Here is a 26,331-nt window from a genome sequence, read left to right on the forward strand (position 1 = left end):
GTGTGCCTACCTGCACAAATTCGCTACCGGGCGTCGAGCACCGCGAAGCCGAGGGTGGACCGGGCGGCCAGTCGGTCGCGGCCGACGTCGGTCACGTCCACCGCGGCGACGATCAGCCGGCGCCCGGCGCGGACGATGGTGGCCTCGGCGCGTGCGGGCCCCTCGATGACCGGTGCGAGGTAGTGGATGTTGAGGTCTGCGGTGGTGACGCTCTGGTCGGGGCCGACGTGATGCCCGCAGAGGATGCCGGCGGCGATGTCGATCAGGGTGGCCAGCAGCCCGCCCTGCAGGGCGCCGCGGGTGTTCGCCAGGTCCGGCCGGTTGTCGATCTCCATGATCACCCGCTCGGGGGAGTCGACCACCGTCCGGTAGTTGAGCTGTTCGAGCAGGTGCACGGTCTCGGCCATGCGTCGCACGCTATCAGTGTTCTCGCCTACTGAGAATGATGTTCTCGCCGGTGGACGCCCGGCGCGGCGGTCCGCATCGACCCGGGACTATCGTGGTGGCCATGGTTGTGCGTGCCCCCCTGCGACCCGGCGAGGTCTCGGCCACCTTGGCGGTGCCCAGGATGATCGAGCGTCCCGAATACGCGTGGCGCGACACCGTCAACGAGGGCACCGAACCGTGGGTGCAGACCCCCGAAGTCATCGAGAAGATGCGCGTCGCAGGGCGGATCGCCGCCGGCGCGCTGGCCGAGGCCGGCAAGGCCGTGGCCCCCGGGATCACCACCGATGAGCTGGACCGGATCGCCCACGACTACATGATCGACCACGGCGCCTACCCGTCGACCCTGGGCTACAAGGGCTTTCCCAAATCCTGCTGCACCTCGCTGAACGAGATCATCTGCCACGGCATCCCGGACTCGACCGTGGTGCAAGACGGCGACATCGTCAACATCGACGTCACCGCCTACATCGACGGCGTGCACGGCGACACCAACGCCACCTTCTGCGCGGGCGACGTGTCCGAGGAACATCGGCTGCTGGTGGAACGCACCCACGAGGCCACCATGCGGGCGATCAAGGCCGTCAAACCCGGCCGGGCGCTGTCCATCGTCGGCCGGGTCATCGAAGCGTACGCAAACCGGTTCGGCTACAACGTCGTTCGTGACTTCACCGGGCACGGAATCGGCACCACCTTCCACAACGGCCTGGTCGTCCTGCACTACGACCAGCCTGAGGTCGAGACCATCATCGAGCCCGGGATGACCTTCACCATCGAGCCGATGATCAATCTCGGCGCGCTGGACTATGAGATCTGGGACGACGGCTGGACCGTCGCCACCCGCGACAAGCGGTGGACCGCCCAGTTCGAGCACACCCTGGTCGTCACCGACGACGGCGCCGAGATCCTCACCCAGCTGTGATGAGCCGAGCAGACGCGCGGTGAGCGGCGCGCTGCTGGTCGCCGGCACCACCTCCGATGCCGGCAAGTCCCTGGTCGTGGCCGGTCTGTGCCGGATCCTGGCCCGGCGCGAAGTGAGAGTGGCGCCGTTCAAGGCACAGAACATGTCCAACAACTCCGCGGTCACCCTCGACGGCGGGGAGATCGGCCGGGCCCAGGCCATGCAGGCCCGCGCCGCCGGGCTGGAACCGAGCGTCCGGTTCAACCCGATCCTGCTCAAACCGGGCAGCGACCGCGCCTCGCAACTGGTGGTCCGCGGCCGGGCCGTCGGCACCGTCCGCGCCGGCGACTACATCAGCCACCGGGACGAACTGGCGTCCCTGGTTGCCGACGAATTGGCAAGTCTGCGAAACGATTATGACGTCGTCATCTGCGAGGGCGCGGGCTCGCCGGCGGAGATCAACCTGCGTGCGACCGACCTGGCCAATATGGGCCTGGCCCGCGCGGCGGACCTGCCGGTGCTGCTGGTCGGCGACATCGACCGCGGTGGTCTGCTGGCCCACTTCTTCGGCACGGTGGCCATCCTGGAACCCGAGGACCAGGCGCTGATCGCCGGTTTCCTGGTCAACAAGTTCCGCGGGGACGTCACCCTGCTGTCACCCGGGCTGCGGGAACTCGCCGAGCGCACCGGCCGGCCCACCTACGGTGTACTGCCCTGGGCCGACGGCCTGTGGCTGGATACCGAGGACTCGGTGTCGGTGCGCCCCGGCGGCGTGGTCGGCATCCCAGCACCGCCGGTGGGCGCGGAGTGGCTACGGGTCGCCGCCATCCGGTTCCCCCGCATCTCCAACAGCACCGACGTCGAGGCGCTGGCCGCCGAACCCGGGGTGTCGGTGCGCTGGGCCGACACCGTCGCCGACCTGGCCGACGCCGACCTGGTCGTGCTGCCCGGTTCCAAGGCGACCGTCGCCGACCTGGACTGGTTGCGATCCCGCGAGTTGGACCGCGCCGTCGTTGACCACGCCCGGGAAGGCGGACCGGTGCTGGGCATCTGCGGGGGTCTGCAGATGCTGTGCCGGCGCATCGACGACCCGGTGGAATCCGGGCGCGCCGCGGTGCCGGGCCTCGGCTTGCTCGACGCCGACGTCGAGTTCGCCGCGGACAAGACGCTGCTGAGGCACCGGGAGCCGTTGTCGGGCTACGAGATCCACCACGGCCAACTGACCCGCACTCGCGCCGACCCGTGGTGCCCGGACGGCTCGGCGCCCGTCGGGATCACCGCCGGCGCGGTGTACGGAACCCACTGGCACGGGTTGCTGGACAACAACGAGTTGCGGAGGCGCTGGTTGGCCGCTGTCGCAGTGCAGGCCCGCCGCGGCTTCGCCCCCGCCCCCGACACCGACGTACCCGCTGCCCGCGACGCGCAGCTCGACCTGATGGCCGACCTGCTGGCCGCCCACGCCGACCTCGACGCGATCCTGGGCCTGCTCGACCGCGGCGCACCGGCTCGCCCGACGATGCGGACCGTCCTGCATTAACCTGGGCACATGTTGGTGCGGCGTCCCGTTCAGTGGAGCCGCTCCGTCCCGGTGCTGGTGGCAGCCCTGACCGTCGCGGCGGTGGTGGCCGCGCTGGTCGCTTCGGGTGCCACAACCCGAGTGGTCGACGGCACCGCGACCTGGCCGGGGGAGCGGCTGCAGAAGGCGCTGCTCACCAAGGCGGATTTTCCCGCCGGTGTCGGATTCAACCGACTGCACGACACCCCCGACGCCGCCGGTGGCGCGGCCAACGCGCCGAGCATGCTGACTCGTCCGGAAGGCTGCTCGAACGGGCTGACCAACGTCATCGCGGCCTCCGGTGAACGCGGCCCGGGCAGCGCCGAGAAGTACGAGGTGATCTACGACGGCGCCCGGATCATGATGACCGTGCTGTCCTGGCATCTGGATCTGGCCGCACTGGAGGCGACCGCGTCGCGGTGCGAGCACTTCGTCGTGCTCTTCGACGCCGCCGACGCCGGCATCCCGATGACCACCACCGCGCTGCCGCACAGCCACCCGCAGGAGCTGATGTACAAGCAGACAATGGCGCTGGGTTCCGACGCCGCCGACGTCTACATGGGCTTCGCCAACATCGGGTCACTGTCGTTGTTCGGGGTGGTCTTCCCCACGCCCAACCCGAACGTGAACGTCAAGGCCGAACTGCCACAGACGTTTTTGACCGTGTTCGCCAAGCAGTCGGAGCGGCTGCGGGCGGTCTGAACACCAGACCGCCGTGCGGATCGGTGAAACGCCGGGACGCGCGCAGTCACGCTGGGTAGCGTGTGGCGATGTCTTCGACGACCCTCACCGTGGCCGGCCACCCGATGGCCGTCGACGTGTCGGGGCCCGACCGGGGCAACCACGTGGTGCTGCTGGGGGCGGTCACCGCTCCGCGCGACGCCTACGCCGCGCTGTGCGCGCGGCTGCACAACGCGGCGCTGCGCACCGTCGTCATCTCCACCGACGCAAGCCTGCGGACATCCCACGTGATGGGGGTGCTCGACGCCGTCGGGGTGCGCTGGGCGGTGCTGTTCGGGGATCGCGCCGGGGCGGAACGCGCCTGGGAACTCGCCGCCACCTCGCCCGGCCGGTTCACCGCCCTGGTCGCCGTCGACCGCGGGCACCCGCGGGCCTCCGACGAGTCCTCGGACTGCCCGCCGGTGGAATGCGACACCACCATGCTGTTCGGCACCCGGACCTCACGCGCGCAGGCGCGGGCCAGCCAGCGCTACGTCTACGCCGATTTCCGCCAGGTCCCGCTGCTGGACCGCAGCAACGTCGACGATCTCAACGCCCAGTTGGCCGCCGAGATCGTGCTGCGCAGCAACACCTGGTGACGCCCGTCGGCCACGACGATTCCGGCCCCGCAACCTGTTGGTTGCGAGGCCGGAATCGAGTGCGGTCGAAGGGGGACTACTTGTGGTCGGCGCCGCAGGTGCAGTTGGCGCCACACTGACAGTTGGTACAGGTGCAGTTCGGGTTGTCGCAGCCGGAATTCGTTTCATTGCTCATTCTGCATATGTTACCGCCGCCGTCCCGGCGACGGGGAGATTCACCGTAAAGTCCGGCGCCCCTTCGCCGCCGCGATCGGCGCCCAGCACCGGCAACGCCGCCGCGGCCTTTGCGGGCGGGGTGATTCCCGCCACTGCGGGCCGGACGATAACCTGGTAACCGGTAACTCCGTCCTCCCCGGGAAGTTGTGAAACCGGGCCGGGCGGACACGCGAACGCGAAGGGCGAGCAAACCCGTGGCACAGACACGAGAGACCAAAACCGACGTCGTGTTGATCGGCACCGGCATCATGAGTGCCACGCTGGGCGCGTTGCTGCGGCTGGTCGAACCTGACTGGTCGATCACCATGGTCGAGCGCCTCGACGCGGCCGCCGCGGAGAGCAGCGACCCGTGGAACAACGCCGGCACCGGGCACTCGGCGCTGTGCGAGCTGAACTACACCCCCGAGCTGCCCAACGGCACCATCGACATCACCAAGGCGGTGACCGTCAACGAGCAGTTCCAGGTATCGCGGCAGTTCTGGGCCTCGGCGGTGGAGAACGGCGTGCTGACCGACGTCCGCAGCTTCCTCAACCCGGTGCCGCACGTGTCCTTCGTGGAGGGCGCCGAACGCGTCGACTACCTGCGCCGGCGCCGCGACGCCCTGGCCGCCAACCCACTGTTCGCGGCCACCGAATTCATCAACGACAACGACGAGTTCGCCCGCCGCCTGCCGTATATGGCCGCCGGCCGAAACTTCACCGAGCCCGTCGCACTGAACTGGAGCACCGACGGCACCGATATCGACTTCGGCGCGTTGTCGAAGAACCTCATCGGCTACGGCGTGCGCACCGGAACGTCCGTCATGTTCGGCCAGGAGGTCACCGACCTCAAGCGTGACGGCGACGGCTGGGAGGTCAGGATCCGCAACCGTCGCACCAAGGAGCGGTCGGTCATCAGGACCCGGTTCGTCTTCGTCGGTGCCGGCGGCGATTCGCTGCCGCTGCTGCAGAAGTCCGGGATCACCGAGGCCAAGGGCTACGGAGGCTTCCCGGTCAGCGGGCAGTTCCTGCGCACCGCCAACCCGGCGGCCACCGGGCGGCATCAGGCCAAGGTGTACGGCTTCCCGCCGCTGGGCGCCCCGCCGATGTCGGCGCCGCACCTGGACACCCGCATCATCAACGGCCAGCCGTGGCTGCTGTTCGGACCGTTCGCCGGCTGGTCGCCGAAGTTCCTCAAGTTCGGCAAGATCACCGACCTGCCGCTGTCGGTCAAGCCGAACAACCTCGGCTCGATGATCGGCGTCGGGCTCACCCAGATGAGCCTGACCACCTACCTGCTCAGCCAGCTGGCCCTCTCGGAGTCGGACCGCATCGCCGCGCTGCGGGTGTTCGCCCCGACCGCCGACGGCGCGGACTGGGACCTGATCACCGCGGGCCAGCGGGTACAGGTGATCAAACCCGCCGAGGGCTTCGGCGGCACCCTGGAGTTCGGCACCGCCGTGCTGGCCTCGTCCGACGGCAGCATCGCCGGGCTGCTCGGTGCGTCCCCGGGTGCCTCGACCGCCGTCCCGGCCATGCTCGACGTGATGACGCGCTGCTTCCCCGATCGGTACCAGCGCTGGCAGCCGCGGCTGACCGAGCTCATCCCGTCGCTGGGCACCGAGTTGTCCGGTGAGCCCAAGCTGTTCGACGAGGTGTGGAACTGGGGGAACCGGGTGCTCGGACTGGGCTCGCAGGTTCCCGCCGTCGATCCGACCATCTGACGCCGATCATGACGCCCGCGCTGCGCCGGTCCTGGGCCAAGGACATCGATGCCGCGACGCTCTATGAGCTGCTGAAACTGCGCGTCGAGGTGTTCGTCGTCGAACAGGCGTGTCCGTACCCCGAACTCGACGGCCGCGACCTGCTTGCCGAGACCCGCCAGTTCTGGCTGGAGAACCCCGACGGGCAGGTGATCGCCACGCTGCGGCTGATGGAGGAGCATCCCGGCGGAACGAAGGAGTTCCGGATCGGGCGGGTGTGCACCCGCCGGGACGAACGCGGACACGGGCACGCCGCCCGGCTGCTGATGGCGGCACTCGCCGAGGTGGGGGACCACCCGTGCCGGGTCAACTCGCAGACCTACCTGGCCGACATGTACGCCCGGCACGGATTCGTCGCCGACGGACCGGAATTCACCGAGGACGGCATCCCGCACATTCCCATGGTTCGGGGAATCGGGTGAGTGCCCCTGCGGTTCCCCCGTATCCGTTCAGCGCCATCGTCGGTCACGACCGGCTACGGCTGGCGCTGCTGCTGTGTGCCGTACGGCCCGAGATCGGCGGCGTGCTGATCCGCGGCGAGAAGGGCACCGCGAAATCCACCGCCGTGCGGGCCCTCGGTGCGCTGCTGGCCGAGGTCGACGGCGGCCGGCTGGTCGAACTGCCGATCGGAGCCACCGAGGACCGGGTGATCGGATCACTGGACCTGCAGAAGGTGCTCGGCGCCGGCGAGCACGCCTTCTCCCCGGGCCTGCTGGCCAACGCGCACGGCGGAGTGCTCTACGTCGACGAGGTCAACCTGCTGCACGACCACCTCGTCGACATCCTGCTGGACGCCGCCGCCATGGGCCGGGTGCACATCGAACGTGACGGCGTCTCGCATTCCCACGACGCCCGATTCGTGTTGATCGGCACGATGAATCCCGAAGAGGGCGAGCTGCGTCCGCAGCTACTGGACCGGTTCGGCCTGACCGTGCAGGTGCGGGCGTCCCGGGACATCGACGTGCGCACCGAGGTGATAGCCGCGCGGCTGGCCTACGAGGCCGACCCGCACGCATTCGCCGCAGGGTATGCCGATGCCGAGGGTGCGCTGATCCGTCAGATCGCCGACGCCCGGGCCAGGGTGAGCTCCGTTGTCCTGCCGGACAACGAGTTACGGCGGATCGCCGGGCTGTGCGCGGCGTTCGACGTGGACGGTATGCGCGCCGATCTGGTGGTGGCCCGCACCGCCGTCGCACACGCCGCCTGGCGCGGCGCCGACGAGGTGGACGCCGACGACATCCGGGTGGCCGCCGAACTGGCACTGCCGCACCGCCGCCGCCGCGACCCGTTCGACGATCCGGACCTGGACTCCGATACGCTGGAACAGGCGCTGCGCGACGCCGACCCGGAGCCCGATCCGGACTCCGACCCGCCGGGCGGCGGCGCACCCGACGACGGCGGGCCCGGTGACGGACCGTCCGACGGCAGGTCGCCGAGTGGTACCGAATCGGCTGCGCCGCACGGTGAATCGGTCGACGGGCCCGGTTCCGCGGCGCCGCCGCGGCCCAGCGGAACACCCGGAGCCACCTTCCGCACCCGTGCGCTGCGGGTGCCCGGCGTCGGTGAGGGGGCACCCGGCCGTCGTTCCCGGGCCCGCAACCGCACCGGCGCGATGATCGGGCCGGCGCAGCCCGGCGATGAAAACGGCACCGGGATCCACCTTTTCGCGACGCTGCTGGCCGCGGCCGAGCGCGCCGAGAGACCCGGCCCGTTGCGCCCGATTCCCGCCGACCTCTACCGGGGCATCCGGGAGGGCCGGGAGGGCAACCTGGTCATCTTCTGCGTCGACGCCTCGGGCTCGATGGCCGCCCGCGACCGGATGTCGGCGGTCACCGGCGCCGCACTGTCACTGCTGCGCGACGCCTATCAGCGCCGCGACAAGGTCGCCGTCATCACCTTCCGCGGTCAGGGCGCCGAGGTGCTGTTGCCGCCGACATCCTCGGCCTACATCGCCGGCCGCCGGCTCACCGACTTCGCCACCGGCGGGAAAACTCCGCTGGCACAGGGCCTGCTGACGGCGTCCGAGTTGGTATCCCGGGAACGGGTGCGTGATCGCACCCGGCGTCCGCTGGTGGTGATCCTGACCGACGGCCGCGCGACCGGTGGTCCCGATCCGCTGGGCCGCACCCGGCTGGCCGCGACCCGGCTGCGCGCCGAAGATGCGGCAGCGGTCGTGGTGGACTGCGAAACCGGTTACCTACGACTGGGTCTGGCCGCCGACCTGGCCCGGGCGCTGGATGCCCCGGTCATCCGACTGGACCGGTTGCGTGCCGACGCACTGACCGCGGCGGTTCGGTCCGCCGCCTGACCAACAGGAGACCCGTTATGCCGCAAGGCCGTCCGGTCAGCGTTCCCGACGACGGGCTGAGCACCAAGGCCCGGCGCAATCAGCCGGTGCTGGCCGTGCACACCGGCACCGGGAAGGGCAAATCCACCGCGGCGTTCGGCATGGCGTTGCGCGCCTGGAACGCCGGGCTGAGCGTGGCGGTGTTCCAGTTCGTCAAGAGTGCCAAGTGGCGGGTCGGCGAGGAGTCGGCGTTCGCCGCGCTCGGCCGGTTGCACGAGGAACAGGGCATCGGTGCCCCGGTGGAATGGCACAAGATGGGCTCCGGCTGGTCCTGGTCGCGCAAACAGGGCGATGACACCGACCACGCCGCCGCGGCCGCCGACGGCTGGGCGGAGATCACCCGGCGGCTGGCCAATGCCCGGCACGATTTCTACGTGCTCGACGAGTTCACCTATCCGCTCAAGTGGGGCTGGATCGACACCGCGGCCGTCGTTGAAACGCTGGCGGCCCGGCCGGGCAGCCAGCACGTCGTCATCACCGGCCGGGACGCGCCGGCGGAACTCATCGACGCCGCCGATCTGGTCACCGAGATGGTGAAGGTCAAACACCCGATGGACGCGGGCCGCAAGGGGCAGAAAGGGATCGAGTGGTAGGAGGGGCAAGGCCCGTCACTCGGGTGAGGGCGTCCGTGGTCGGGGGAGGCACACAGTGGTGACGGAGGCGACGCCCGTCACTCGGGTGAGGGCGTCGGTGGTCGGGGGAGGCACACAGTGGTGACGGAGGCGACGCCCGTCACTCGGGTGAGGGCGTCGGTGGTCGGGGGAGGCACACAGTGGTGACGCCGGGGGTGGTGATCGCCGCGCCGGCATCCGGCACCGGCAAGACCACCGTCGCGACCGGGCTGATGGGCGCCCTGCGCCGGGCCGGGCGCAGCGTCGCCGGCTTCAAGGCCGGACCGGACTTCATCGACCCCGGATACCACGCGCTGGCCACCGGCCGGCCCGGACGCAACCTCGACCCCGTCCTCGTCGGCGACAACCTGGTCGCACCGCTGTACGCGCACGGCGCCGACGGCGCGGACATCGCCGTCGTCGAAGGCGTGATGGGCCTGTTCGACGGCCGGATCGGTGCGTCCGTCGGGGTTCCCGCCGGATCGACCGCCCACGTCGCCGGCCTGCTCGGCACCCCGATCCTGCTGGTGGTCGACGCCCGCGGACAGAGCCAGAGCCTGGCCGCGCTGCTGCACGGCTTCGCCACCTTCGACGCCGGCACCCGACTGGCCGGGGTCATCCTCAACCGGGTCGGCTCGCCGCGGCACGAGCAGGTGCTGCGCGACGCCTGCGAGACGGTCGGCCTGCCGGTGCTCGGTGCACTGCCCCGGGCCACCGAGCTGGAGGTCCCGTCGCGCCACCTCGGCCTGGTCACCGCCGCCGAACACGGCGCCGCCGCTCGGGCGGCCGTCGACGCGATGACCGCGTTCGTCGGCGCCCACGTCGATCTGGGCGCCGTCGTCGCCCTGGCCGCGGCGAAAACCGGCGCCACCTCGTGGAGCGCGGCCGAGGCCGTCGGGCAACCGGTGACCGGGGACCCGGTGGTGGCTGTGGCCGCCGGCCCGGCATTCACCTTCGGCTACGCCGAGCACACCGAACTGCTGACGGCCGCCGGCGCGCGCGTCGTCACCTTCGACCCGCTGCGCGACGAGCTGCCCGACGGGACCGCCGCGGTGCTACTCGGCGGCGGCTTCCCCGAGCAGTACCTGCCCGAACTGTCGGCCAACACGGCGCTGCGCCAACAGATCCGGACGCACTGCGGTCCGGTGCACGCCGAATGCGGGGGACTGACCTACCTGATGGACGATCTGGACGGGCACCCGATGTGCGCGGTGCTGGCCGGCTCGGCCCGGTTCACCCCCAAGCTCAGCCTCGGCTACCGCGACGCGGTCACCGTCACCGACTCCGTTGTCTTCCCGGCGGGCATCCGGGTCACCGGCCACGAGTTCCACCGCACGACGATCGACTACACGGCCGAATACAGCCCGGCGTGGAAGTTCCGGGACGCCACCGGTGCGACGGTCGCCGACGGCGCCGCACACCGGGCGGTGTTCGGCGGCTACCTGCACACCCACCCCGCCGCCAGCCCGGCCGCGGTCCGCCGGTTCGTCGAGCACGCCGTTAAGCTCACCGGGTGAGCGAGAACGCCTACCTCGTCGGGCTGCGACTGAGCGGCAAGAAGGTGGTGGTGGTCGGTGGCGGATCGGTCGCCCAACGGCGGCTGGGCCTGCTGGTCTCCGCCGGAGCCGACGTGCACGTCGTCGCCCGCACCGTCACCCCCGCCGTGGAAGCCACCGCCGGGGTCACGGTCACCCTGCGCGACTATCGCGACGGAGACCTCGACGGCGCCTGGTACGCGCTGGCCGCCACCGACGATCCCGACGTCAACGCCGCCGTCGTCGCCGAGGCGGACCGGCGCCGCATCTTCTGCGTCCGGGCCGACGCCGCCGTCGACGGCAGCGCGGTCACCCCGGCGACCTTCGGTCACGACGGATTGTCCATCGGGGTGCTGGCCGGCGGCGAACACCGGCGCTCGGCCGCCATCCGCACCGCCATCCGGGAGGCCCTCGCCTCGGGCCTGGTGCAGGCCGGTGTTGACGAGGAGACCGCCGAGTTGCGCGGCACGGTCGCGTTGGTCGGCGGCGGTCCGGGCGATCCGGAGCTGATCACCGTGCGCGGCCGGCGACTCCTGGCCCGCGCAGACGTGGTGGTCGCCGACCGGTTGGCCCCGCCCGAGTTGCTCTCGGAACTGCCCGCCCACGTCGAGGTCATCGACGCCGCCAAGATCCCCTACGGCCGGGCGATGGCGCAGGAGGCCATCAACGACGTGCTGATCGAACGGGCCCGGGCCGGGGCGTTCGTGGTGCGGCTCAAGGGTGGGGACCCGTTCGTCTTCGCCCGCGGCTACGAGGAGGTCATCGCCTGCGCCGAGGCCGGCATCCCGGTGACCGTAGTGCCCGGAGTGACCAGCGCGATCGCGGTTCCGGCGCTGGCCGGTGTGCCCGTCACTCACCGTGGCGTCAATCACGAATTCGTCGTCGTCAGCGGCCACCTGGCTCCGGACGCACCCGAATCGTTAGTGAATTGGGACGCACTTGCGGCAATGACCGGAACCATCGTGCTGTTGATGGCCGTCGAACGTATCGAACTGTTCGCCGCGGCGCTGCAAAAGGGTGGTCGACCAGCGGATACGCCGGTGCTGGTGGTTCAGCAGGGCAGCACCGCGGGCCAGCGGACGGTGCGCGCCACGTTGGCCGATGTTGCGACCGTGATTCGCAGCGAAGGAGTACGTCCACCTGCGATTATCGTGATCGGACCGGTGGTGGAGGTCGCCGACGCGGTGGGTGGCCGGTGATGACCAACACCACAGTCACGGGCTTAAACTTCTCTTAATATTACTGTAGGGTAAGCCGCTATGACGGCTCTCAACGAAGCAGAGCAGGCGATGACAGCTACCGATCCCGAACCCCGGGACCGCGCTGGGCGCCCGCGCCTGGATCGGACCGATGAGCTCGCCGGCCGGATCGCCGAATGGCTGCCCTCCTGGCGTTTCATCTCCGCAGTCGTGGCCATCGGCGGCATGCAGCTGCTGGCCACCATGGACTCCACCATCGCGATCGTGGCGCTGCCCAGGATCCAGGCCGACCTCGGCCTGTCCGACGCCGGTCGCAGCTGGGTGATCACCGCCTACGTGCTGACCTTCGGCGGCCTGATGCTGCTGGGCGGACGGCTCGGCGACACCATCGGCCGCAAGCGCACCTTCATCGTCGGCGTCGCACTGTTCACCATCGCCTCGGTTCTGTGCGCCTCGGCCTGGAACGAAACCACTCTGGTCATCGCGCGACTCCTGCAGGGCGTCGGCGCGGCGATCGCCAGCCCGACGGGCCTGGCACTGGTGGCCACCACCTTCCCCAAGGGTCCCGCACGAAATGCGGCGACCGCCGTGTTCGCCGCCATGACCGGCATCGGCTCGGTGATGGGCCTGGTGGTCGGTGGCGCGCTGGTGCAGTTCGACTGGCGGCTGGCCTTCTGGGTCAACGTGCCGATCGGCCTGGCGATGATCTACCTGGCACGCAACTCGCTGACCGAGACCCAGCGTGAGCCGATGAAGCTCGATGCCGCCGGCGCGCTACTGGCGACGCTGGCCTGCTCGGCAGCGGTGTTCGGTTTCTCCAGCGGCCCCGAGTACGGCTGGGACAGCCCCGTGGCCATGATCTCCGGGGCCGCGGCTGTGGTGTTCTTCGGCTGCTTCGTGCTGGTGGAGCGCTCGGCGGAAAACCCCGTCGTGCCGTTCAAGCTGTTCGCCGACCGCAACCGGCTGGCCACCTTCGCCGCGATCTTCCTGGCCGGCGGCGTGATGTTCACCCTCACGGTGCTGATCGGCATCTACGTGCAGGACATCCTGAAGTACAGCCCGCTGGAGGCGGGCGTCAAGTTCATCCCGTTCGTCATTGCCCTGGGGGTCGGGCTGGGCTTGTCCAGCCAGCTGGTGTCCTACTTCTCGCCGCGGGTGCTGGTGATCGGCGGCGGCATCCTGGTACTGGGCGCCATGATCTACGGCTCCACCCTGCACGAGGGCATTTCCTACTTCCCGAGCCTGGTGCTGCCGATCACCGTCGGTGGCTTCGGCATCGGCATGATCGTGGTGCCGCTGACCGTGTCGGCGATCGCCGGGGTCAGCTTCTCCGAGATCGGCCCGGTGTCGGCGATCGCGCTGATGCTGCAGAACCTCGGCGGTCCGGTGGTGCTGGCCATCATCCAGGCCGTCATCACCTCCCGGATGCTGTACCTGAACCCCACCACCCGCGACGTCAAGGTCGCCGACATGAACGACGACCAGTTGTCCGCCCTGGACCAGGGCTACGCCTACGGTCTGCTGTGGGTCGCGGCCGTCGCCGTGTTGGTGGGCGCCGCCGCGCTGTTCATCGGCTACACCGCCAAGGAAGTCGCGCACGCCCAGGAAGTCAAGGAAGCGATCGACGCCGGCGAGCTGTGACGCCGCCGTCCCGAATCGTGGGCACAGGCGTGCCAAGATGACCCGGTGAGTTTTCCGGGATATCCGCAGCAGCACTTCGGGCAGATGCCGTACCGGGGCGCCCCGGTGCCGCATCCGCAGGCAACCTTCCCGGGTTACCCGGTGACACCGCCGCGCTCGGGTGGGGGTGAGGCTCTGGTCTCGGTATTGCTGTTGCTCCCGATGCTGGTGCTCATCTTCCTGGGTGACGTGTTGCCCTTACTGGTGCCGGATCTGGACGTGCCGGGTAGATCCGGGTGGTGGTCCGCGGGCTGGGGGATCGCCCTCGGTGTGTACTTCATCCTTCTGGTACTGGTGCGCGGCCGCAGCGTGGGCCGCCGGGTGGGGGCGGTGTTTCTTGCCTTGCCGGCCGCGGTGTTCTTCAGCGGTCCGTCAGTGTGGCACGAGGTGACCGGCCACTACGGGTGGCCGCTGTCGAACAGCTTCACCGTCGGCCGGCTGATCGCGGTGTTCGTTCTGGTGGTGCTCGCCTGGGGCGTTGCCCGGCGCCGCTCCGCGCTGTGGCTGGTCGGACTCGTACTGACGTTTATCGTTGTGGCGCTGTGGCTGTGGGCCAGGGACAGCGTGGTGAACTCGTGGTCCCCAGACACCGACATGGTGCTGCTGCTGATCGTGTCCTACTACGGGGCGATGATCGCCGGCGTGCTCTGCTGCTGGGCCTTCGACGCGATGGGCTCCGGCGGGCGTGGTCGATACCCGGTCGCGATGACCCCCGGCATGGCGCCGGGCCAGCACCCGGGCATGGCGCAGCAGATGTATCCGCAACCGGGATCCGGCGGCTTCGGCTATCCGCCGTCGGGCCCGGCGCCCGGGCGGGGCAGCGGATACAACCCGATGGCCCGGTAGCCACGGCGGGGTAATCCGTTTCGGGACGACGCGCGGTGCCCGGTAGGCTGGCCCGTTGTGATCACCCGCATGTCGGAACTGTTCCTGCGCACCCTTCGTGATGATCCGGCCGACGCCGAGGTCCCCAGCCACAAGCTGTTGATCCGGGCCGGCTACGTCCGCCCGATCGGCCCGGGCCTGTACAGCTGGCTGCCGCTGGGGCTGAAGGTGCTGCGCAAGATCGAAGGCATCGTCCGCGCGGAGATGAATGCCATCGGTGCCCAGGAGATCCTGTTCCCGGCGCTGCTGCCGCGGGCACCCTACGAGCAGACCGGACGCTGGACCGAATACGGTGACGGGCTGTTCCGCCTGCAGGACCGGCGCAAGAACGACTACCTGCTCGGTCCCACCCACGAGGAGCTGTTCACCCTCACGGTCAAGGGCGAATACAGCTCCTACAAGGACTTCCCGGTGGTGCTGTACCAGATCCAGGCCAAATACCGCGACGAGGCGCGGCCCCGCGCCGGCATCCTGCGCGGCCGGGAATTCATCATGAAGGACTCATACTCCTTCGACGTCGACGACGCCGGGCTGCAGCGCGCCTACGACGCGCACCGGGAGGCCTACCAGAAGATCTTCGACCGGCTGGGCCTGCGCTACGTGATCGTCTCCGCGGTGTCCGGCGCCATGGGCGGCAGCGCATCCGAGGAATTCCTGGCCGAGAGCGAGGTCGGCGAGGACACCTTCGTGCGCTGCCTGGAATCGGGCTACGCCGCCAACGTCGAGGCGGTGACGACACCGGCGCCGGCGGGTCTGTCCGACGACGAGATCGCTGCGCTGCCGGCGGCCGTCGAACACGACACCCCGGACACCGAAACCATTGCCACGCTGGTCGACTGGGCCAACTCTGCGGGGCTGGAGCAGTTCGCCGGCCGCGAGGTCACCGCCGCCGACACCCTGAAGAACGTCCTGCTGAAGGTGCGCGTGCCCGGCGGTGACTGGGAGCTGCTGGCCATCGGCGTGCCCGGGGACCGCGAGGTCGACGACAAGCGCCTCGGCGCCGCACTGGAGCCCGCCGAATACTCGCTGCTGGAGGCCGCCGACTTCGCGAAGTATCCCTTCCTGGTGAAGGGCTACATCGGACCGAAGGCGCTGCGCGACAACGGCGTCCGCTATCTGCTGGACCCGCGGGTGGTCCCCGGGACGGCGTGGATCACCGGTGCCGACGCGCCGAATCGGCACGTCGTGGGGCTGGTCGCCGGACGTGACTTCACCGGCGACGGCACCATCGAGGCCGCCGATGTGCGCGACGGTGACCCGTCGCCGGACGGTGCCGGCGCACTGGTCAGCGCACGCGGCATCGAGATCGGCCACGTCTTCCAGCTGGGACGCAAGTACACCGATGCGTTCTCCGCCGACGTGCTCGGCGAGGACGGCAAGCCGGTGCGGCTGACCATGGGCTCCTACGGAATCGGGGTGTCCCGGCTGGTGGCGGTGATCGCCGAACAGCAGCACGACGAGCTCGGCCTGCGCTGGCCGGCCAGCGTGTCGCCGTTCGACGTGCACCTGGTGATCGCCAACAAGGACGAGCAGGCGCGCGCGGGTGCGACCGAGCTGGCCGCTGAACTGGACCGCCGCGGCCTGGAGATTCTGCTCGACGACCGGACTGCCTCGCCGGGGGTGAAGTTCAAGGACGCCGAGTTGCTCGGTGTGCCGTGGATCGTCGTGGTCGGCCGCGGTTGGGCCAACGGCGTGGTGGAACTGCGCAGCCGGTTTACCGGGGAGACCCGGGAAATCCCGGTCGCCACCGCTGCGCAGCAGATCGTCGCCGCGATCGGGTAATCCTCGCGGGACGGGTTCCGCTGTTAGTCTCGGGGTATGGACTCCGGGAGGGTGGATTCCGGGCACCGGGGCTGATCGGCAAGGGGATGGCGATGAGGCGTTTCGGCATGGTGGCGGCGGTGGCCGCGATCGGATTCTTCACGGCGGCAACGGCATCGGCGGCGCCCGACGTCACCGGCCAGTACAACGTGGAGAACTCGTCGGAGACGTGGACCGTGACCAGCTGCGGTGTCGGCTGCGTCGACATCAACTCCAGCGGCGGCCACAACCGGCATCTGCATCTCAACGACGGCCGCTGGGTCTCGGTACCGTTCGTCGGCTCGGTGCACTGCCCGGTGGACAACAGCGAGGCCGCCGCCGAGATGACGACGACGGTCAACGAGAGCTTCACCGAGTACAACGACCACACCATCCGGGTGATCGGCACCTGCGAGAACGGTTATTCATTCATCGGTCAGGCGCCGGACGTCTCGGGAGGACTCGTTAAACAGTCCTGATCTTCGGCGAGGATCAGGCCGACATCATGGCCAGAAAGCCGGGCCAGTCCGGGAACAGCGCGCGGTCGACGAGTTCGACGCGCACACCGGCCGGATCGAGATAGTAGGCGAAGGCCGAGAGTGTTTCGCCGGTGGGCCGGGCTTCCTGCCGGTACCCGGCGGCTTCCAGCCGGGCCGCGGTTGCGGGTAGGTTGTCGACCCAGTAGCCCAGATGGTGGGTGGCGTTGCCCGGCGGCGCGGTCCAGATGGTGCCCGCCACCTCCTGGACCAGTTCCAGGTGCGGAGCCTGGCGGGAGTAGACGAATTTGAACGGCACGTCGTAGTCGCCGTCGACCGTGGTGACCGACAGCGTCGCCTCCACCGGCCGGGTCCACCGGTAGCCGGCCGCCTCGGTGAGTCGTGTTGCGGCCGAGTCGATATCGGCGACGACGATGCCGACGTGGTAGAGGTCCGTGGCGAGCAGTGGTGGCGCGGTCATGAGGTTGCGTCCGTCTCGGCTTTCTCGGCGTTGCGTCGTTCCAGCCAGGCGACCAGGGACCGTCCGGCCTCCAGTACGTGCTGCTCGGCGATGCGGCGGGCACGTTCGGGATCGCCGGCTGCTATCGCGTCGAGCAGCTGGCGGTGCTCGTCGAGAGAGTGCTGCTCATGCTCGGGGAACAGGGTCAGGAAGTTGAACGGCACCACTCGTACGGCCTGGCGGACCTGAGCCGCCAGCCGGGGGGAGTGGGCGGCGCGGTGGATCTCCTGGTGAAAGCGCCAATTCGCCTCGCCGATGCTGTCCGAGCCGGAGCGGGCCTCCACCTCGGCGGCCAGCCGGCGCAGCTCGGCGAGTTCCTCGGCGGTGATGCGTTCGGTGGCCCATGCGGCTGCCTGGCCGGTCAGCACCCCGAGGATGGTGAAACTGTCCAGCACATCGGCGGTTTCAATACCGATCACGGTGATCCCGCTGCGGGGCGCGATGTGCACCAGCCCCTCGAAGGACAGTTCCAGCAGCGCCTCGCGCACCGGGGTACGGCTGGTGGCGAACTCGGCGGTGATGGCGTCCAGGTCGATGCGGCTGCCCGCGGGCAGGGTGCCGGTGAGGATGCGGTCTCGCAATTCGCGCGCAGCGCGTTCCCTGACGGTGCCGGAGACGTCGACCGGGCTGGACATGGCCAAACGCTAGCACGAATTCAACAGTTGATATCTGATATATCAGATGTTAGATTTCGGATATGACGAGCGCGAAGAAGCGGCAGATGTCCCTGGTGGCCTTCATGCAGGCCGGAAGCACCTCGGTTTACTCGGGTTCCTGGCGCCACCCCGCCAATGAGCCGGGGTACCTCGACGCGTCCTTCTACGCCAAGATCGGCCGCCAGCTCGAAGAGGGTTGTTTCGACCTGATGTTCTTCGACGACCGCCTGGCCATGCCGGGCATCTATGGCGGGACTGTCGACGAAGCGGTGCGCTACGGCGCGCGCCCGGTCAAGCTCGACCTCGGCATCGTGCTCGGCGTGCTGGCGCACGCAACGTCCAAGATCGGCCTGGGTGGCACCTATTCGACCACCTACTACGCGCCGTTCCACGTCGCCCGGACCTTCGGCACCCTCGACCACCTCTCCGGTGGTCGCGGTGCCTGGAACGTGGTGACCTCCATCAACGACAGTGAAGCCCAGAACTACGGCGTGGAGGCGATTCTCGGCCACGACGCCCGCTATGACCGTGCCGATGAGTTCATGGAGGTCGTCACCGGGCTGTGGGAGACCTGGGAGGACGACGCGATCATCGCCGACCGGGAGGCCGGCATCTTCGCCGACCCGGACAAGGTGCACGAACTGCACCACAAGGGTGAGTACTTCTCCTCCCGCGGGCCGCTGACCGTACCGCGCACCCCGCAGGGCCGACCGGTACTGCTGCAGGCCGGATCCTCGGGTCGCGGACGTGAATTCGCCTCCCGCTGGGCGGATCTCATCTTCACCGGTGATCCGGGAATCGAGGTCGCCCGCAACCACTATGCCGACCAGAAGGCCCGCATCGCCGAGGCCGGCCGCGATCCCGAGCAGGTGAAGATCTGCCCCATGGCCTACGCGGTGGTCGGCGAGACCGAAGCGCAGGCGCGTGACCGTGAGGCCATGCTGCTCAACGACCTCGTGCATCCGATGGCCTCGCTGACGCTGCTCTCGGAGCTGATGAACTACGACTTCGCCAAGCACAACCTCGACGACCCGATCACCGACGAACTGATGGAAGAAGCCCAGGGCATCAAGGGTCTGGTGAAGAACCTGCACGACCACATCGGCGGCACCGTCACCGTCGGCGACCTAGCCGCTCACCGCGCCACCCTGCTGCAGGGCCCGCGCTTCGTCGGCACCGGAACCCAGGTGGCCGACCAGATGACCGAGTGGTTCGAATCGGGTGCCTGCGACGGATTCGTGCTGGCCGCCTCGCACTTCCCGGGTGCGTTCGAGGACGTCACCCGCATGGTGGTGCCGGAATTGCAGCGCCGCGGCCTGTTCCGCGAACGCTACGAGGGCAACACCCTGCGTGACCACCTGGGCCTGAGCCGGTACGAGTCGGCCCCGTCCGCTGCTGCCGCGATCTAGATGGCGGTCAACAACGGTTCCCTCCTGGAGGGCGTACGGGTCCTGGATCTGGCGACGTTGGCGGCCGCACCTCTGGTGGCGACCTATCTCGGCGAATTCGGTGCCGACGTCATCAAGATCGAGCAACCCGGTTCGGGTGACGCGATCCGGACCTGGGGAAATCAACGCAACGGCGTCGGGCTGATGTGGAAGTCGGTGGGCCGCAACAAACGTGGCGTCACCGCTAACCTGCGCGACCCCAAAGGCCAAGAGCTGGTTAAGGGCCTGGTCAAACACGCCGACGTGGTGATCGTCAACACCCGGCCGCAGACGCTGCGCAAGTGGGGCCTGGACTACGAGAGCCTGCGCGCGGTCAACGACAAGATGATCATGTTGCACATCACCGGATTCGGGCTTTCCGGCCCGAAATCCGAGCGTCCCGGTTTCGGCACGCTCGGCGAGGCGATGAGTGGTTTCGCGAACATCACCGGCGAGGCCGACGGGCCTCCAACGCTGCCGCCGTTCATGCTGGCCGACGGCGTCGCCTCGCTCAACGCCGCGTACGCGGTGATGATGGCGCTGTATCACCGCGACGTGCACGACGGCCCCGGGCAGTTGATCGACGTGAACCTCATCGACCCGCTGTCCCGGCTGATCGAGCAGACCCTGCTCGGTTACGACCAGCTGGGCCTGGTGCCCACCCGCGCCGGAAACCGGTGGGACATCTCCGCGCCGCGCAATACCTACCGCACCTCCGACGGGAAGTGGCTGGCCATGTCCGGTAGCTCACCGGCGCTGGCGTTGCGGGTGTTCAAGGCCATCGGGCGCGACGACATGGTCACCGACGGCGACTTCTCCGACCCGCAACGACGGCTGGCCCGCGCCGTCGAGATCGACGAGATCGTCGCCGGCTGGGTGGCCTCGAAGACCCTCGACGAGGCGATGGCCGTCCTGGATGCCGCCGAGGTCGCCGCGGCGCCGGTCTACGACATCACCCAGTTGGTCGCCGACGAACAGCTGCGCCACCGCGAGGTCTTCGTCAAGGTCGACGACGACGAGCTCGGCGCGATGACGGTGCAGGCACCGGTGCCGCGATTCTCCGAGGCTCAGGGCCGGGTCGAGCACCTGGGGCCCAAGCTGGGTGAGCACAACGCCGAAGTCTACGGCGAGCTTCTGGGTTTGACCGCAACCGATTTGGAACAGCTGCGCGCCGACGGCGTGCTCTAGAAAGGAACGAAGATTCGATGACCGGGCTACTGCGCCGCTCCGAGCTCGCCCTGCCGGCCTGCAATGACCACATGTTCGCCAAGGGAGCATCCAGCGGCGCCGACCTGGTCTTCCTCGATCTCGAAGACGCCACCCCGGTATCGCTGAAGGTGGAATCCCGGGCCAAGGCGATCAAGGCGCTCAACGAGCTGGACTGGGGGCACACCGCCCGCGCCATCCGGATCAACGGACTGGACACGCCGTGGTGCCACGACGATCTGATCGAGGTCGTCACCGGGGCAGGTGCGAACCTGGACACCGTCGTCATCCCCAAGGCGCTCACCGCCCGCGACGTGTGGTGGGTCGACGTCATGCTCACCCAGCTGGAGGAGAAGCTCGGGCTGAGCAAGAAGATCCGGCTCGAGGTGCTCATCGAAGAGGTCGAGGGTCTGGCCAACGCCGAGGAGATCGTGCGGGCCAGTCCCCGGCTGGACGCGGTGATCTTCGGCGTCGGCGATTTCTCGCTGTCGCAGGGCGCGCGGGTGGACACCAACTTCGACCCACTGGACCCGTATCCCGGTGACTTCTGGGCGTACGCGCGCAACAAGGTGATGGTCGCCGCCCGGATCGCCGGGATCGACGCGATCGACTCGCCGTACCCGGACTACCAGAACCTGGCCGGCTACGAGGCCGAGGCGCGACGCTCCTCGCTGTACGGCTACACCGGCAAGTGGGCGATCCACCCGTCGCAGATCCCGATCGCCAACGCCGTGTTCGCGCCCACCGAGCAGGAGATCGCGCTGGCACAGCGCAATATGGCCGCCTACCGCGAGGCCGAAGCCGCGGGCCGCGGCGCGGTAGGCGTCGAGGGTGTGCTGGTCGATGCCGCACACGTGAAGAAGGCCCGCGAGGTGCTCGATCGCGCCGAGCTGATCAAGAGCGCGGCTCGGTAGAGGGCTCCCGGACCGTTCAGCGCGTGCTGACCTGTTGCAACCTCGATCTGATCATCTCCGTCGGCTACCGGGTCAACAGCAAGGTCGCGACCCAGTTCCGCATCTGGGCCACCGAACGCCTGCGGGACTATCCGGTGCGCGGATACGCCATCAACGAGCAGCGGCGCTGTTCGTCATTTTCTGGCCCGCAACGGTGTACTCACCGACGCTGCGGGTAACCCACGGATCACGAACAACGCCCTTGCCGCCATAACGCTTATGGTGGCTATGAGTGCCCCGAAGGAAAAGGACCTGATGATTGCCCTGCTCACCCGCATGCTCGCAGTTGAGGGTGAGCGCTAGGGAGGCGCCTATGCAGACCGCAGAGCAGATGGAGCTGGCCGGCTCCGAGGAGGCCGTCCAGCAGATCATCGATGGCTACCTGCACGACGGCATCGTCGGGCAGGTGGGCCTGGAACTGGAAGCGCACTGCGTCGACCCGGCCGATCCGGCGCGCCGACCGGGATGGGCGGAACTGACCGCGATCGTCGAGTCACTTCCGGTGCTGCCCGGTCAAGCCGTGCCCAGCATCGAACCCGGCGGTGCGCTGGAGCTCTCCGGGCCGCCGGCCGACGGCGCGGCGACTGCCATCGCGGCGATGGCCGCCGACCACGCCGTGCTGCGCGCCGCATGCGCGCAAGCGGGGCTGGGTCTGGTGCTGCTCGGCGCCGACCCGCTGCGTCCGCCGCGGCGCATCCATCCCGGGCGCCGATACCGCGCCATGGAGTGTTGCTTCCGTGCCCTCGGCCACGGGACCGACGGCGCGGCGATGATGACCTCCACCGCGGCGCTGCAGGTCAACGTCGATGCCGGTCCGCGATCGGGCTGGCCGGCCCGACTGTGGCTGGCACACGCGCTGGGCCCGGTGATGATCGCGATCACCGCCAATTCGCCGATGCTGGGCGGAGCCCGCACCGGTGCGGTGTCCGAGCGCCGGCGCATCTGGGGGCGCCTGGACCCGGCGCGCTGCGCACCGGTGCCCGACGGCGCCGACGGCTGGGCGCGCTACGCCCTGGGCGCACCGGTGCTGGCGGCCTACGCACCCGATGCCGACGGCACCGGTTCCGCCAACGCTGGTGCCGCAGCCGGGAAGCCGGTGACGTTCGCCGACTGGGCCGACGGTCGTGTTCGGCTGCACGGCCGCCGCCCGACCGCAGATGACCTCGACGAGCACCTCAGCACCCTGTTCCCCCCGGTACGCCCGCGGGGCTGGCTGGAGATCCGCTACCTCGACGCCGTCCCGCACGATCTCTGGCCGGCCGTGGTGTTCACGCTGGCGACCCTGCTCGACGACCCGCTCGCCGCGGGCCGGGCCGCCGAAGCCGTCGAACCCGTCGCCGGCGCTTGGACCACCGCGGCCCGGATCGGGCTGGCCGACCCGGCGCTGCACACCGCGGTCACCCGCTGCGTGACCGTCGCCGCCGAGCGCGCGCCGTCGTCGCTGCAGCCCGCTATGGCCGGGCTGGTGGACCGCGTCGAACAACGGCGCTGTCCCGCCGATGATTTCACCGATCGCGTGGCCGACGCCGGTTTGCCCGCAGCCCTGGCCGAACTCGCCCGGGACCAGCCGTGAGCACCCGCGACGCACTGGCCGCCGGACTGCACCGCGCCCGGCAGCGGACCCTGACGCTGACCGACCTCGACGACACCACCCTGTGCCACCAGCACGATCCGCTGATGAGCCCACTGGTGTGGGACCTGGCGCACATCGGGCAGCAGGAGGAATTCTGGCTGTTGCGCGACGGCGACCCCACCCGGCCCGGACTCCTGGCACCCGACGTCGACAGCCTCTACGACGCCTTCGTACACCCGCGCTCGGCCCGCGGCGAGCTGCCGCTGCTCTCCCCGGAACAGGCACGCAACTACTGCGCGACCGTGCGCACCGCCGTGTTGGACCGACTCGACGAATTGCCGGACGACGATCCGGGCTTCACCGTCGCCATGGTGATTAGCCACGAGCACCAGCACGACGAGACCATACTGGCCGCCATCAACCTGAGAACCGGAGTCCCACTGCTGGATTCGGGGTGCGCACTACCGGCCGGGCGCCCCGGGCTGGCAGGCGAATCGGTAGTGGTGCCGGCCGGGCCGTTCACGCTGGGCGTCGATCAGGTAGACGAGCCGTACTCGCTGGACAACGAACGACCCGCGCACACCGTCGATGCCCCGGCGTTCCGGATCGCGGTGGTACCGGTCACCAACGGCCAGTGGCGTGCCTTCATCGACGACGGCGGCTACCGGAACCCACAGCACTGGTCGGCGCGGGGCTGGGCGCACCGGGAGGAAGCCGGCCTGCAACGCCCCGGATTCTGGCACTCCGACAACACCACCCGGACACGCTTCGGACACCGCGAGGAGATCCCCGACGCTGAACCGGTACAACACATCAGCTACTTCGAGGCGCAGGCCTACGCCGCCTGGGCCGGCGCCCGGCTGCCCACCGAAATCGAGTGGGAGAAGGCGTGTGCCTGGGACCCTGCGGCCGGCACCCGGCGCCGATATCCCTGGGGGAGTGCGGAACCCACCCCGGCCCACGCCAACCTCGGCGGGGCGGCGCGCCGGCCGGCCCCCGTCGGCTCCTATCCGGCCGGCGCCTCGGCTTACGGGGTCCAGCAGTTGTTCGGCGACGTCTGGGAGTGGACCAGCTCGCGGTTTGCCCCGTGGCCGGGATTCACGCCGATGATCTACCGGCGCTACAGCGAGCCGTTCTTCGAGGGTGACTATCGGGTTCTGCGCGGTGGATCCTGGGCGGTGGCCCCCGACATCCTGCGGCCCAGCTTCCGCAACTGGGATCACCCTCACCGACGCCAGATCTTCGCCGGCCTCCGATTGGCCTGGGACGCCTGATGTGCCGGCATCTGGGCTATCTGGGCGCACCCGTGTCGGTCGCCGAACTCATGCTGGATCCAGCCCACGGGCTGCTGCACCAGTCCTATGCCCCCCGGCGCCAAACCCACGGCCTGCTCAACGCCGACGGCTGGGGTGTCGGCTTCCTCGACGGCACCGACGTGCGCCGCTGGCGCAGCGCCGCCCCGCTGTGGGGCGACGCCTCGTTCGCCTCGATCGCACCCGCGCTGCGCAGCGGTTGCGTGGTGGCCGCGGTGCGCTCGGCCAGCCCCGGCATGCCGATCGAAGCCAGCGCGACGTCGCCGTTCACCGACGGGTGCTGGCTGCTGTCGCACAACGGCGCCGTCGACCGGGCGGTGCTCCCGCACACCGACCGCGCCGAATCAGTCTGCGACAGTGCACTGTTGGCCGCACTGCTCTTTGCCCGCGGCCTGGACAACCTGGCCGCCACCGTCGTCGAAATCGGCGCCGCCGCCCCCTCGGCCCGGCTGAACATCCTGGCCGGCGACGGCACCCGGCTGCTCGCCACCACCTGGGGTGAGACCCTGTCGGTGCTGAACCTGGGCACCGGGGTGGTGCTGGCCAGCGAACCCTACGACGACGACCCGCGCTGGCGCGATATCCCGGATCGTCACCTGGTCGAGGTGGACGCGCACGGCGTGCGCCTGATGCCGCTGGAACGCCGGTGATGCCGGTGCAACTGGCCAACCACCTCGGCGCCGATTCGGCACATCGGGCGCTGCGGGACGACGTCCGCAGTGGCCTTGCGCAGACGCCGAAAACCATTCCCCCCAAGTGGTTTTACGACGAGTCCGGCAGCGCGCTGTTCACCCGCATCACCCGGCTGCCCGAGTACTACCCGACCCGTGCCGAGACCGCGATCCTGACCGACCGGTCCGCGCGGATCGCCGCTCTCACCGGCGCGGACACCCTGGTCGAACTTGGTAGCGGCAATGCGGAGAAGACCCGGCTGCTGCTGGACGCGCTGCGCGACCGCGGTTCGCTGCACCGCTACGTCCCGTTCGACGTCGACGCCGCCATGCTGGCCGACGTCGGCGCGGCTGTCGCCGCGGAGTATCCCGGCATCGAAATCATCGCCGTCTGCGGTGATTTCGAGAAACACCTGGAGACCATCCCGGACGGCGGACGCCGGCTGTTCGCCTTCCTCGGTTCGACGATCGGCAACCTCACCCCCGGCCCGCGGGCCCGGTTCCTGTCCGCGCTGGCCGCGGCCATGGCGCCCGGCGACCATCTGCTGCTGGGCACCGATCTGGTCAAGGACACCGGACGGTTGGTCCGCGCCTACGACGACGCCGACGGGGTGACGGCGGAGTTCAACCGCAACGTGCTGGCGGTGATCAACACCGAGCTGGGAGCCGATTTCGATCCGCAGGCCTACTCGCACGTCGCGCACTGGAACGCCGACGCGGAGTGCATCGAGATGTGGTTGCGGTCCGATCGTGCTCAGCGCGTGCGCATCGCCGAGCTTGATCTGGTCGTCGACTTCGCGGCGGGCGAGGCCATGCTGACCGAGGTGTCGGCCAAATTCCGGCCCGACGGCGTCGCGACCGAACTCAACCTCGCCGGCTTGCGGGCCGTGGAGTTCTGGACCGATCCGGCCGGCGACTTCGGACTGACGCTGGCCGCGAAGTGATCCGCGCCATATCGTGGTGTGCTCCGGTGCAAAATTGGGTAAACAACCGGTTGACCAAACTTTGGGAGGGTGTGCAATGAAGCGCTGGACAATGATGCTGGCCACCGGGGTGGCCGCGGCGACGCTGGTCACCGGCTGTTCGTCGACGATCGGGAACAAGGGCGGGGACACCACCTGCAAGGAGTTCACCGCCGCCGACGAGAAGACGCAGAACGAGACCATCACCAAGATGCTGACCGACCAGGGCAAGAACGAACCGTCGAACCTGGAGCTTTCCGCCACCCGGGCGGCGGTCTCCGGCTACTGCCAGACCCTCGGCACTCCGGACACCAAGATCAGCCAGGCCCCGCACCTGTAG

The 26,331-nt window shown here is 69.5% G+C and carries 26 protein-coding genes; 23 read left to right on the forward strand and 3 right to left on the reverse strand.

The window, feature by feature from the left end; genetic code table 11:
• Positions 1-23 precede the first annotated feature (23 nt).
• Positions 24-407 carry a PaaI family thioesterase gene (locus G6N16_RS10415; protein WP_083030828.1) on the reverse strand — a complete coding sequence of 128 codons (384 nt, stop codon included), beginning with the start codon at positions 405-407 and terminating at the stop codon, positions 24-26.
• A 101-nt stretch (positions 408-508) separates the two neighbouring features.
• Here G6N16_RS10415 and map point away from each other — a divergent pair, with 101 nt between their 5' ends.
• The 14 genes from map (at position 509) to G6N16_RS10485 (ending at position 16,713) form a co-directional block, all read left to right on the forward strand.
• Positions 509-1,366 carry a type I methionyl aminopeptidase gene (map, locus tag G6N16_RS10420; protein ID WP_083030858.1) on the forward strand — a complete coding sequence of 286 codons (858 nt, stop codon included), beginning with the start codon at positions 509-511 and terminating at the stop codon, positions 1,364-1,366.
• 19 nt (positions 1,367-1,385) lie between these two features.
• The gene (locus tag G6N16_RS10425; RefSeq protein ID WP_234805841.1) at positions 1,386-2,882 is read left to right on the forward strand and encodes a cobyric acid synthase; all 1,497 of its coding nucleotides are present in this window, start codon (positions 1,386-1,388) and stop codon (positions 2,880-2,882) included.
• A gap of 9 nt (positions 2,883-2,891) precedes the next feature.
• Positions 2,892-3,602: a hypothetical protein gene (locus G6N16_RS10430; protein WP_234805840.1), complete on the forward strand. Its 711-nt coding sequence runs from the start codon at positions 2,892-2,894 to the stop codon at positions 3,600-3,602.
• 68 nt (positions 3,603-3,670) lie between these two features.
• The gene (locus G6N16_RS10435; RefSeq protein ID WP_083030855.1) at positions 3,671-4,219 is read left to right on the forward strand and encodes an alpha/beta hydrolase; all 549 of its coding nucleotides are present in this window, start codon (positions 3,671-3,673) and stop codon (positions 4,217-4,219) included.
• Positions 4,220-4,629: 410 nt separating this feature from the next.
• Positions 4,630-6,138 (forward strand): malate dehydrogenase (quinone), encoded by a 1,509-nt coding sequence (mqo, locus tag G6N16_RS10440; RefSeq protein ID WP_083030825.1) that lies wholly within the window; start codon positions 4,630-4,632, stop codon positions 6,136-6,138.
• Positions 6,139-6,146: 8 nt separating this feature from the next.
• Positions 6,147-6,599, forward strand: a complete 453-nt coding sequence (locus G6N16_RS10445; RefSeq protein ID WP_083030823.1) for a GNAT family N-acetyltransferase — start codon at positions 6,147-6,149, stop codon at positions 6,597-6,599.
• Positions 6,596-8,485, forward strand: coding sequence for a VWA domain-containing protein (locus G6N16_RS10450; protein WP_083030822.1), 1,890 nt, complete (start codon positions 6,596-6,598; stop codon positions 8,483-8,485). Before G6N16_RS10445 ends, G6N16_RS10450 begins: the two co-directional genes overlap by 4 nt.
• 17 nt (positions 8,486-8,502) lie before the next feature.
• A complete protein-coding gene (cobO, locus tag G6N16_RS10455; RefSeq protein ID WP_083030820.1) occupies positions 8,503-9,117 on the forward strand; it encodes a cob(I)yrinic acid a,c-diamide adenosyltransferase in 615 nt (204 codons plus the stop codon).
• A gap of 179 nt (positions 9,118-9,296) precedes the next feature.
• Positions 9,297-10,652: a cobyrinic acid a,c-diamide synthase CobB gene (locus tag G6N16_RS10460; protein ID WP_197913101.1), complete on the forward strand. Its 1,356-nt coding sequence runs from the start codon at positions 9,297-9,299 to the stop codon at positions 10,650-10,652.
• Positions 10,649-11,869: a uroporphyrinogen-III C-methyltransferase gene (cobA, locus tag G6N16_RS10465; protein WP_083030818.1), complete on the forward strand. Its 1,221-nt coding sequence runs from the start codon at positions 10,649-10,651 to the stop codon at positions 11,867-11,869. Before G6N16_RS10460 ends, cobA begins: the two co-directional genes overlap by 4 nt.
• Positions 11,870-11,929: 60 nt before the next feature.
• Complete coding sequence (locus tag G6N16_RS10470) at positions 11,930-13,510, forward strand: MFS transporter (RefSeq protein WP_083030817.1); 1,581 nt, start codon at positions 11,930-11,932, stop codon at positions 13,508-13,510.
• Between the two features lie 45 nt (positions 13,511-13,555).
• Positions 13,556-14,395, forward strand: a complete 840-nt coding sequence (locus G6N16_RS10475) for a hypothetical protein (protein ID WP_083030816.1) — start codon at positions 13,556-13,558, stop codon at positions 14,393-14,395.
• Positions 14,396-14,452: 57 nt separating this feature from the next.
• The gene (locus G6N16_RS10480) at positions 14,453-16,216 is read left to right on the forward strand and encodes a proline--tRNA ligase (protein WP_083030815.1); all 1,764 of its coding nucleotides are present in this window, start codon (positions 14,453-14,455) and stop codon (positions 16,214-16,216) included.
• Between the two features lie 92 nt (positions 16,217-16,308).
• On the forward strand, positions 16,309-16,713 hold the full coding sequence (locus G6N16_RS10485; protein WP_133052930.1) for a hypothetical protein: 405 nt from the start codon (positions 16,309-16,311) through the stop codon (positions 16,711-16,713).
• A 13-nt stretch (positions 16,714-16,726) separates the two neighbouring features.
• Here G6N16_RS10485 and G6N16_RS10490 read toward each other — a convergent pair whose 3' ends face one another.
• The gene (locus tag G6N16_RS10490) at positions 16,727-17,191 is read right to left on the reverse strand and encodes a VOC family protein (protein WP_083030813.1); all 465 of its coding nucleotides are present in this window, start codon (positions 17,189-17,191) and stop codon (positions 16,727-16,729) included.
• Positions 17,188-17,865, reverse strand: coding sequence for a GntR family transcriptional regulator (locus tag G6N16_RS10495; RefSeq protein ID WP_110810827.1), 678 nt, complete (start codon positions 17,863-17,865; stop codon positions 17,188-17,190). Before G6N16_RS10495 ends, G6N16_RS10490 begins: the two co-directional genes overlap by 4 nt.
• A 62-nt stretch (positions 17,866-17,927) precedes the next feature.
• Between G6N16_RS10495 and G6N16_RS10500 the strand changes: the two genes are divergently transcribed.
• The 9 genes from G6N16_RS10500 to G6N16_RS10540 all read left to right on the forward strand — a co-directional run bounded on the left by G6N16_RS10500 (position 17,928) and on the right by G6N16_RS10540 (position 26,331).
• A complete protein-coding gene (locus G6N16_RS10500; RefSeq protein WP_083030811.1) occupies positions 17,928-19,295 on the forward strand; it encodes an LLM class flavin-dependent oxidoreductase in 1,368 nt (455 codons plus the stop codon).
• Entirely contained in the window at positions 19,296-20,501 is a 1,206-nt protein-coding gene (locus G6N16_RS10505) for a CaiB/BaiF CoA transferase family protein (RefSeq protein ID WP_083030810.1), read from the forward strand.
• A 17-nt stretch (positions 20,502-20,518) separates the two neighbouring features.
• Positions 20,519-21,433 (forward strand): HpcH/HpaI aldolase/citrate lyase family protein, encoded by a 915-nt coding sequence (locus G6N16_RS10510; RefSeq protein WP_083030808.1) that lies wholly within the window; start codon positions 20,519-20,521, stop codon positions 21,431-21,433.
• A 23-nt stretch (positions 21,434-21,456) separates the two neighbouring features.
• Positions 21,457-21,651 carry a RhuM family protein gene (rhuM, locus tag G6N16_RS10515; protein ID WP_083030807.1) on the forward strand — a complete coding sequence of 65 codons (195 nt, stop codon included), beginning with the start codon at positions 21,457-21,459 and terminating at the stop codon, positions 21,649-21,651.
• A gap of 134 nt (positions 21,652-21,785) precedes the next feature.
• Complete coding sequence (gene egtA / locus G6N16_RS10520) at positions 21,786-23,045, forward strand: ergothioneine biosynthesis glutamate--cysteine ligase EgtA (protein WP_083030805.1); 1,260 nt, start codon at positions 21,786-21,788, stop codon at positions 23,043-23,045.
• Positions 23,042-24,319 (forward strand): ergothioneine biosynthesis protein EgtB, encoded by a 1,278-nt coding sequence (egtB, locus tag G6N16_RS10525; RefSeq protein ID WP_083030804.1) that lies wholly within the window; start codon positions 23,042-23,044, stop codon positions 24,317-24,319. Before egtA ends, egtB begins: the two co-directional genes overlap by 4 nt.
• Complete coding sequence (gene egtC, locus G6N16_RS10530) at positions 24,319-25,008, forward strand: ergothioneine biosynthesis protein EgtC (RefSeq protein WP_083030802.1); 690 nt, start codon at positions 24,319-24,321, stop codon at positions 25,006-25,008. Before egtB ends, egtC begins: the two co-directional genes overlap by 1 nt.
• Complete coding sequence (gene egtD / locus G6N16_RS10535) at positions 25,008-25,973, forward strand: L-histidine N(alpha)-methyltransferase (RefSeq protein ID WP_083030801.1); 966 nt, start codon at positions 25,008-25,010, stop codon at positions 25,971-25,973. Before egtC ends, egtD begins: the two co-directional genes overlap by 1 nt.
• Positions 25,974-26,049: 76 nt before the next feature.
• Positions 26,050-26,331, forward strand: coding sequence for an OmpA family protein (locus tag G6N16_RS10540; RefSeq protein WP_083030799.1), 282 nt, complete (start codon positions 26,050-26,052; stop codon positions 26,329-26,331).

Source organism: Mycolicibacterium insubricum, from assembly GCF_010731615.1.
GTDB lineage: Bacteria > Actinomycetota > Actinomycetes > Mycobacteriales > Mycobacteriaceae > Mycobacterium > Mycobacterium insubricum.

What these genes read in the sequence shown, in the direction of transcription:
- egtC (WP_083030802.1), top strand. Translation starts at nt 24,319, where the DNA reads ATGTGCCGGCATCTGGGCTATCTGGGCGCACCCGTGTCGGTCGCCGAA.
- G6N16_RS10415 (WP_083030828.1), bottom strand. Translation starts at nt 407, where the DNA reads ATGGCCGAGACCGTGCACCTGCTCGAACAGCTCAACTACCGGACGGTG.
- G6N16_RS10540 (WP_083030799.1), top strand. Translation starts at nt 26,050, where the DNA reads ATGAAGCGCTGGACAATGATGCTGGCCACCGGGGTGGCCGCGGCGACG.
- G6N16_RS10430 (WP_234805840.1), top strand. Translation starts at nt 2,892, where the DNA reads ATGTTGGTGCGGCGTCCCGTTCAGTGGAGCCGCTCCGTCCCGGTGCTG.
- G6N16_RS10510 (WP_083030808.1), top strand. Translation starts at nt 20,519, where the DNA reads ATGACCGGGCTACTGCGCCGCTCCGAGCTCGCCCTGCCGGCCTGCAAT.
- egtD (WP_083030801.1), top strand. Translation starts at nt 25,008, where the DNA reads ATGCCGGTGCAACTGGCCAACCACCTCGGCGCCGATTCGGCACATCGG.
- cobO (WP_083030820.1), top strand. Translation starts at nt 8,503, where the DNA reads ATGCCGCAAGGCCGTCCGGTCAGCGTTCCCGACGACGGGCTGAGCACC.
- G6N16_RS10470 (WP_083030817.1), top strand. Translation starts at nt 11,930, where the DNA reads ATGACGGCTCTCAACGAAGCAGAGCAGGCGATGACAGCTACCGATCCC.
- G6N16_RS10505 (WP_083030810.1), top strand. Translation starts at nt 19,296, where the DNA reads ATGGCGGTCAACAACGGTTCCCTCCTGGAGGGCGTACGGGTCCTGGAT.
- egtA (WP_083030805.1), top strand. Translation starts at nt 21,786, where the DNA reads ATGCAGACCGCAGAGCAGATGGAGCTGGCCGGCTCCGAGGAGGCCGTC.
- G6N16_RS10495 (WP_110810827.1), bottom strand. Translation starts at nt 17,865, where the DNA reads ATGTCCAGCCCGGTCGACGTCTCCGGCACCGTCAGGGAACGCGCTGCG.
- map (WP_083030858.1), top strand. Translation starts at nt 509, where the DNA reads ATGGTTGTGCGTGCCCCCCTGCGACCCGGCGAGGTCTCGGCCACCTTG.
- G6N16_RS10500 (WP_083030811.1), top strand. Translation starts at nt 17,928, where the DNA reads ATGACGAGCGCGAAGAAGCGGCAGATGTCCCTGGTGGCCTTCATGCAG.
- G6N16_RS10435 (WP_083030855.1), top strand. Translation starts at nt 3,671, where the DNA reads ATGTCTTCGACGACCCTCACCGTGGCCGGCCACCCGATGGCCGTCGAC.
- G6N16_RS10490 (WP_083030813.1), bottom strand. Translation starts at nt 17,191, where the DNA reads ATGACCGCGCCACCACTGCTCGCCACGGACCTCTACCACGTCGGCATC.
- G6N16_RS10445 (WP_083030823.1), top strand. Translation starts at nt 6,147, where the DNA reads ATGACGCCCGCGCTGCGCCGGTCCTGGGCCAAGGACATCGATGCCGCG.
- G6N16_RS10485 (WP_133052930.1), top strand. Translation starts at nt 16,309, where the DNA reads ATGAGGCGTTTCGGCATGGTGGCGGCGGTGGCCGCGATCGGATTCTTC.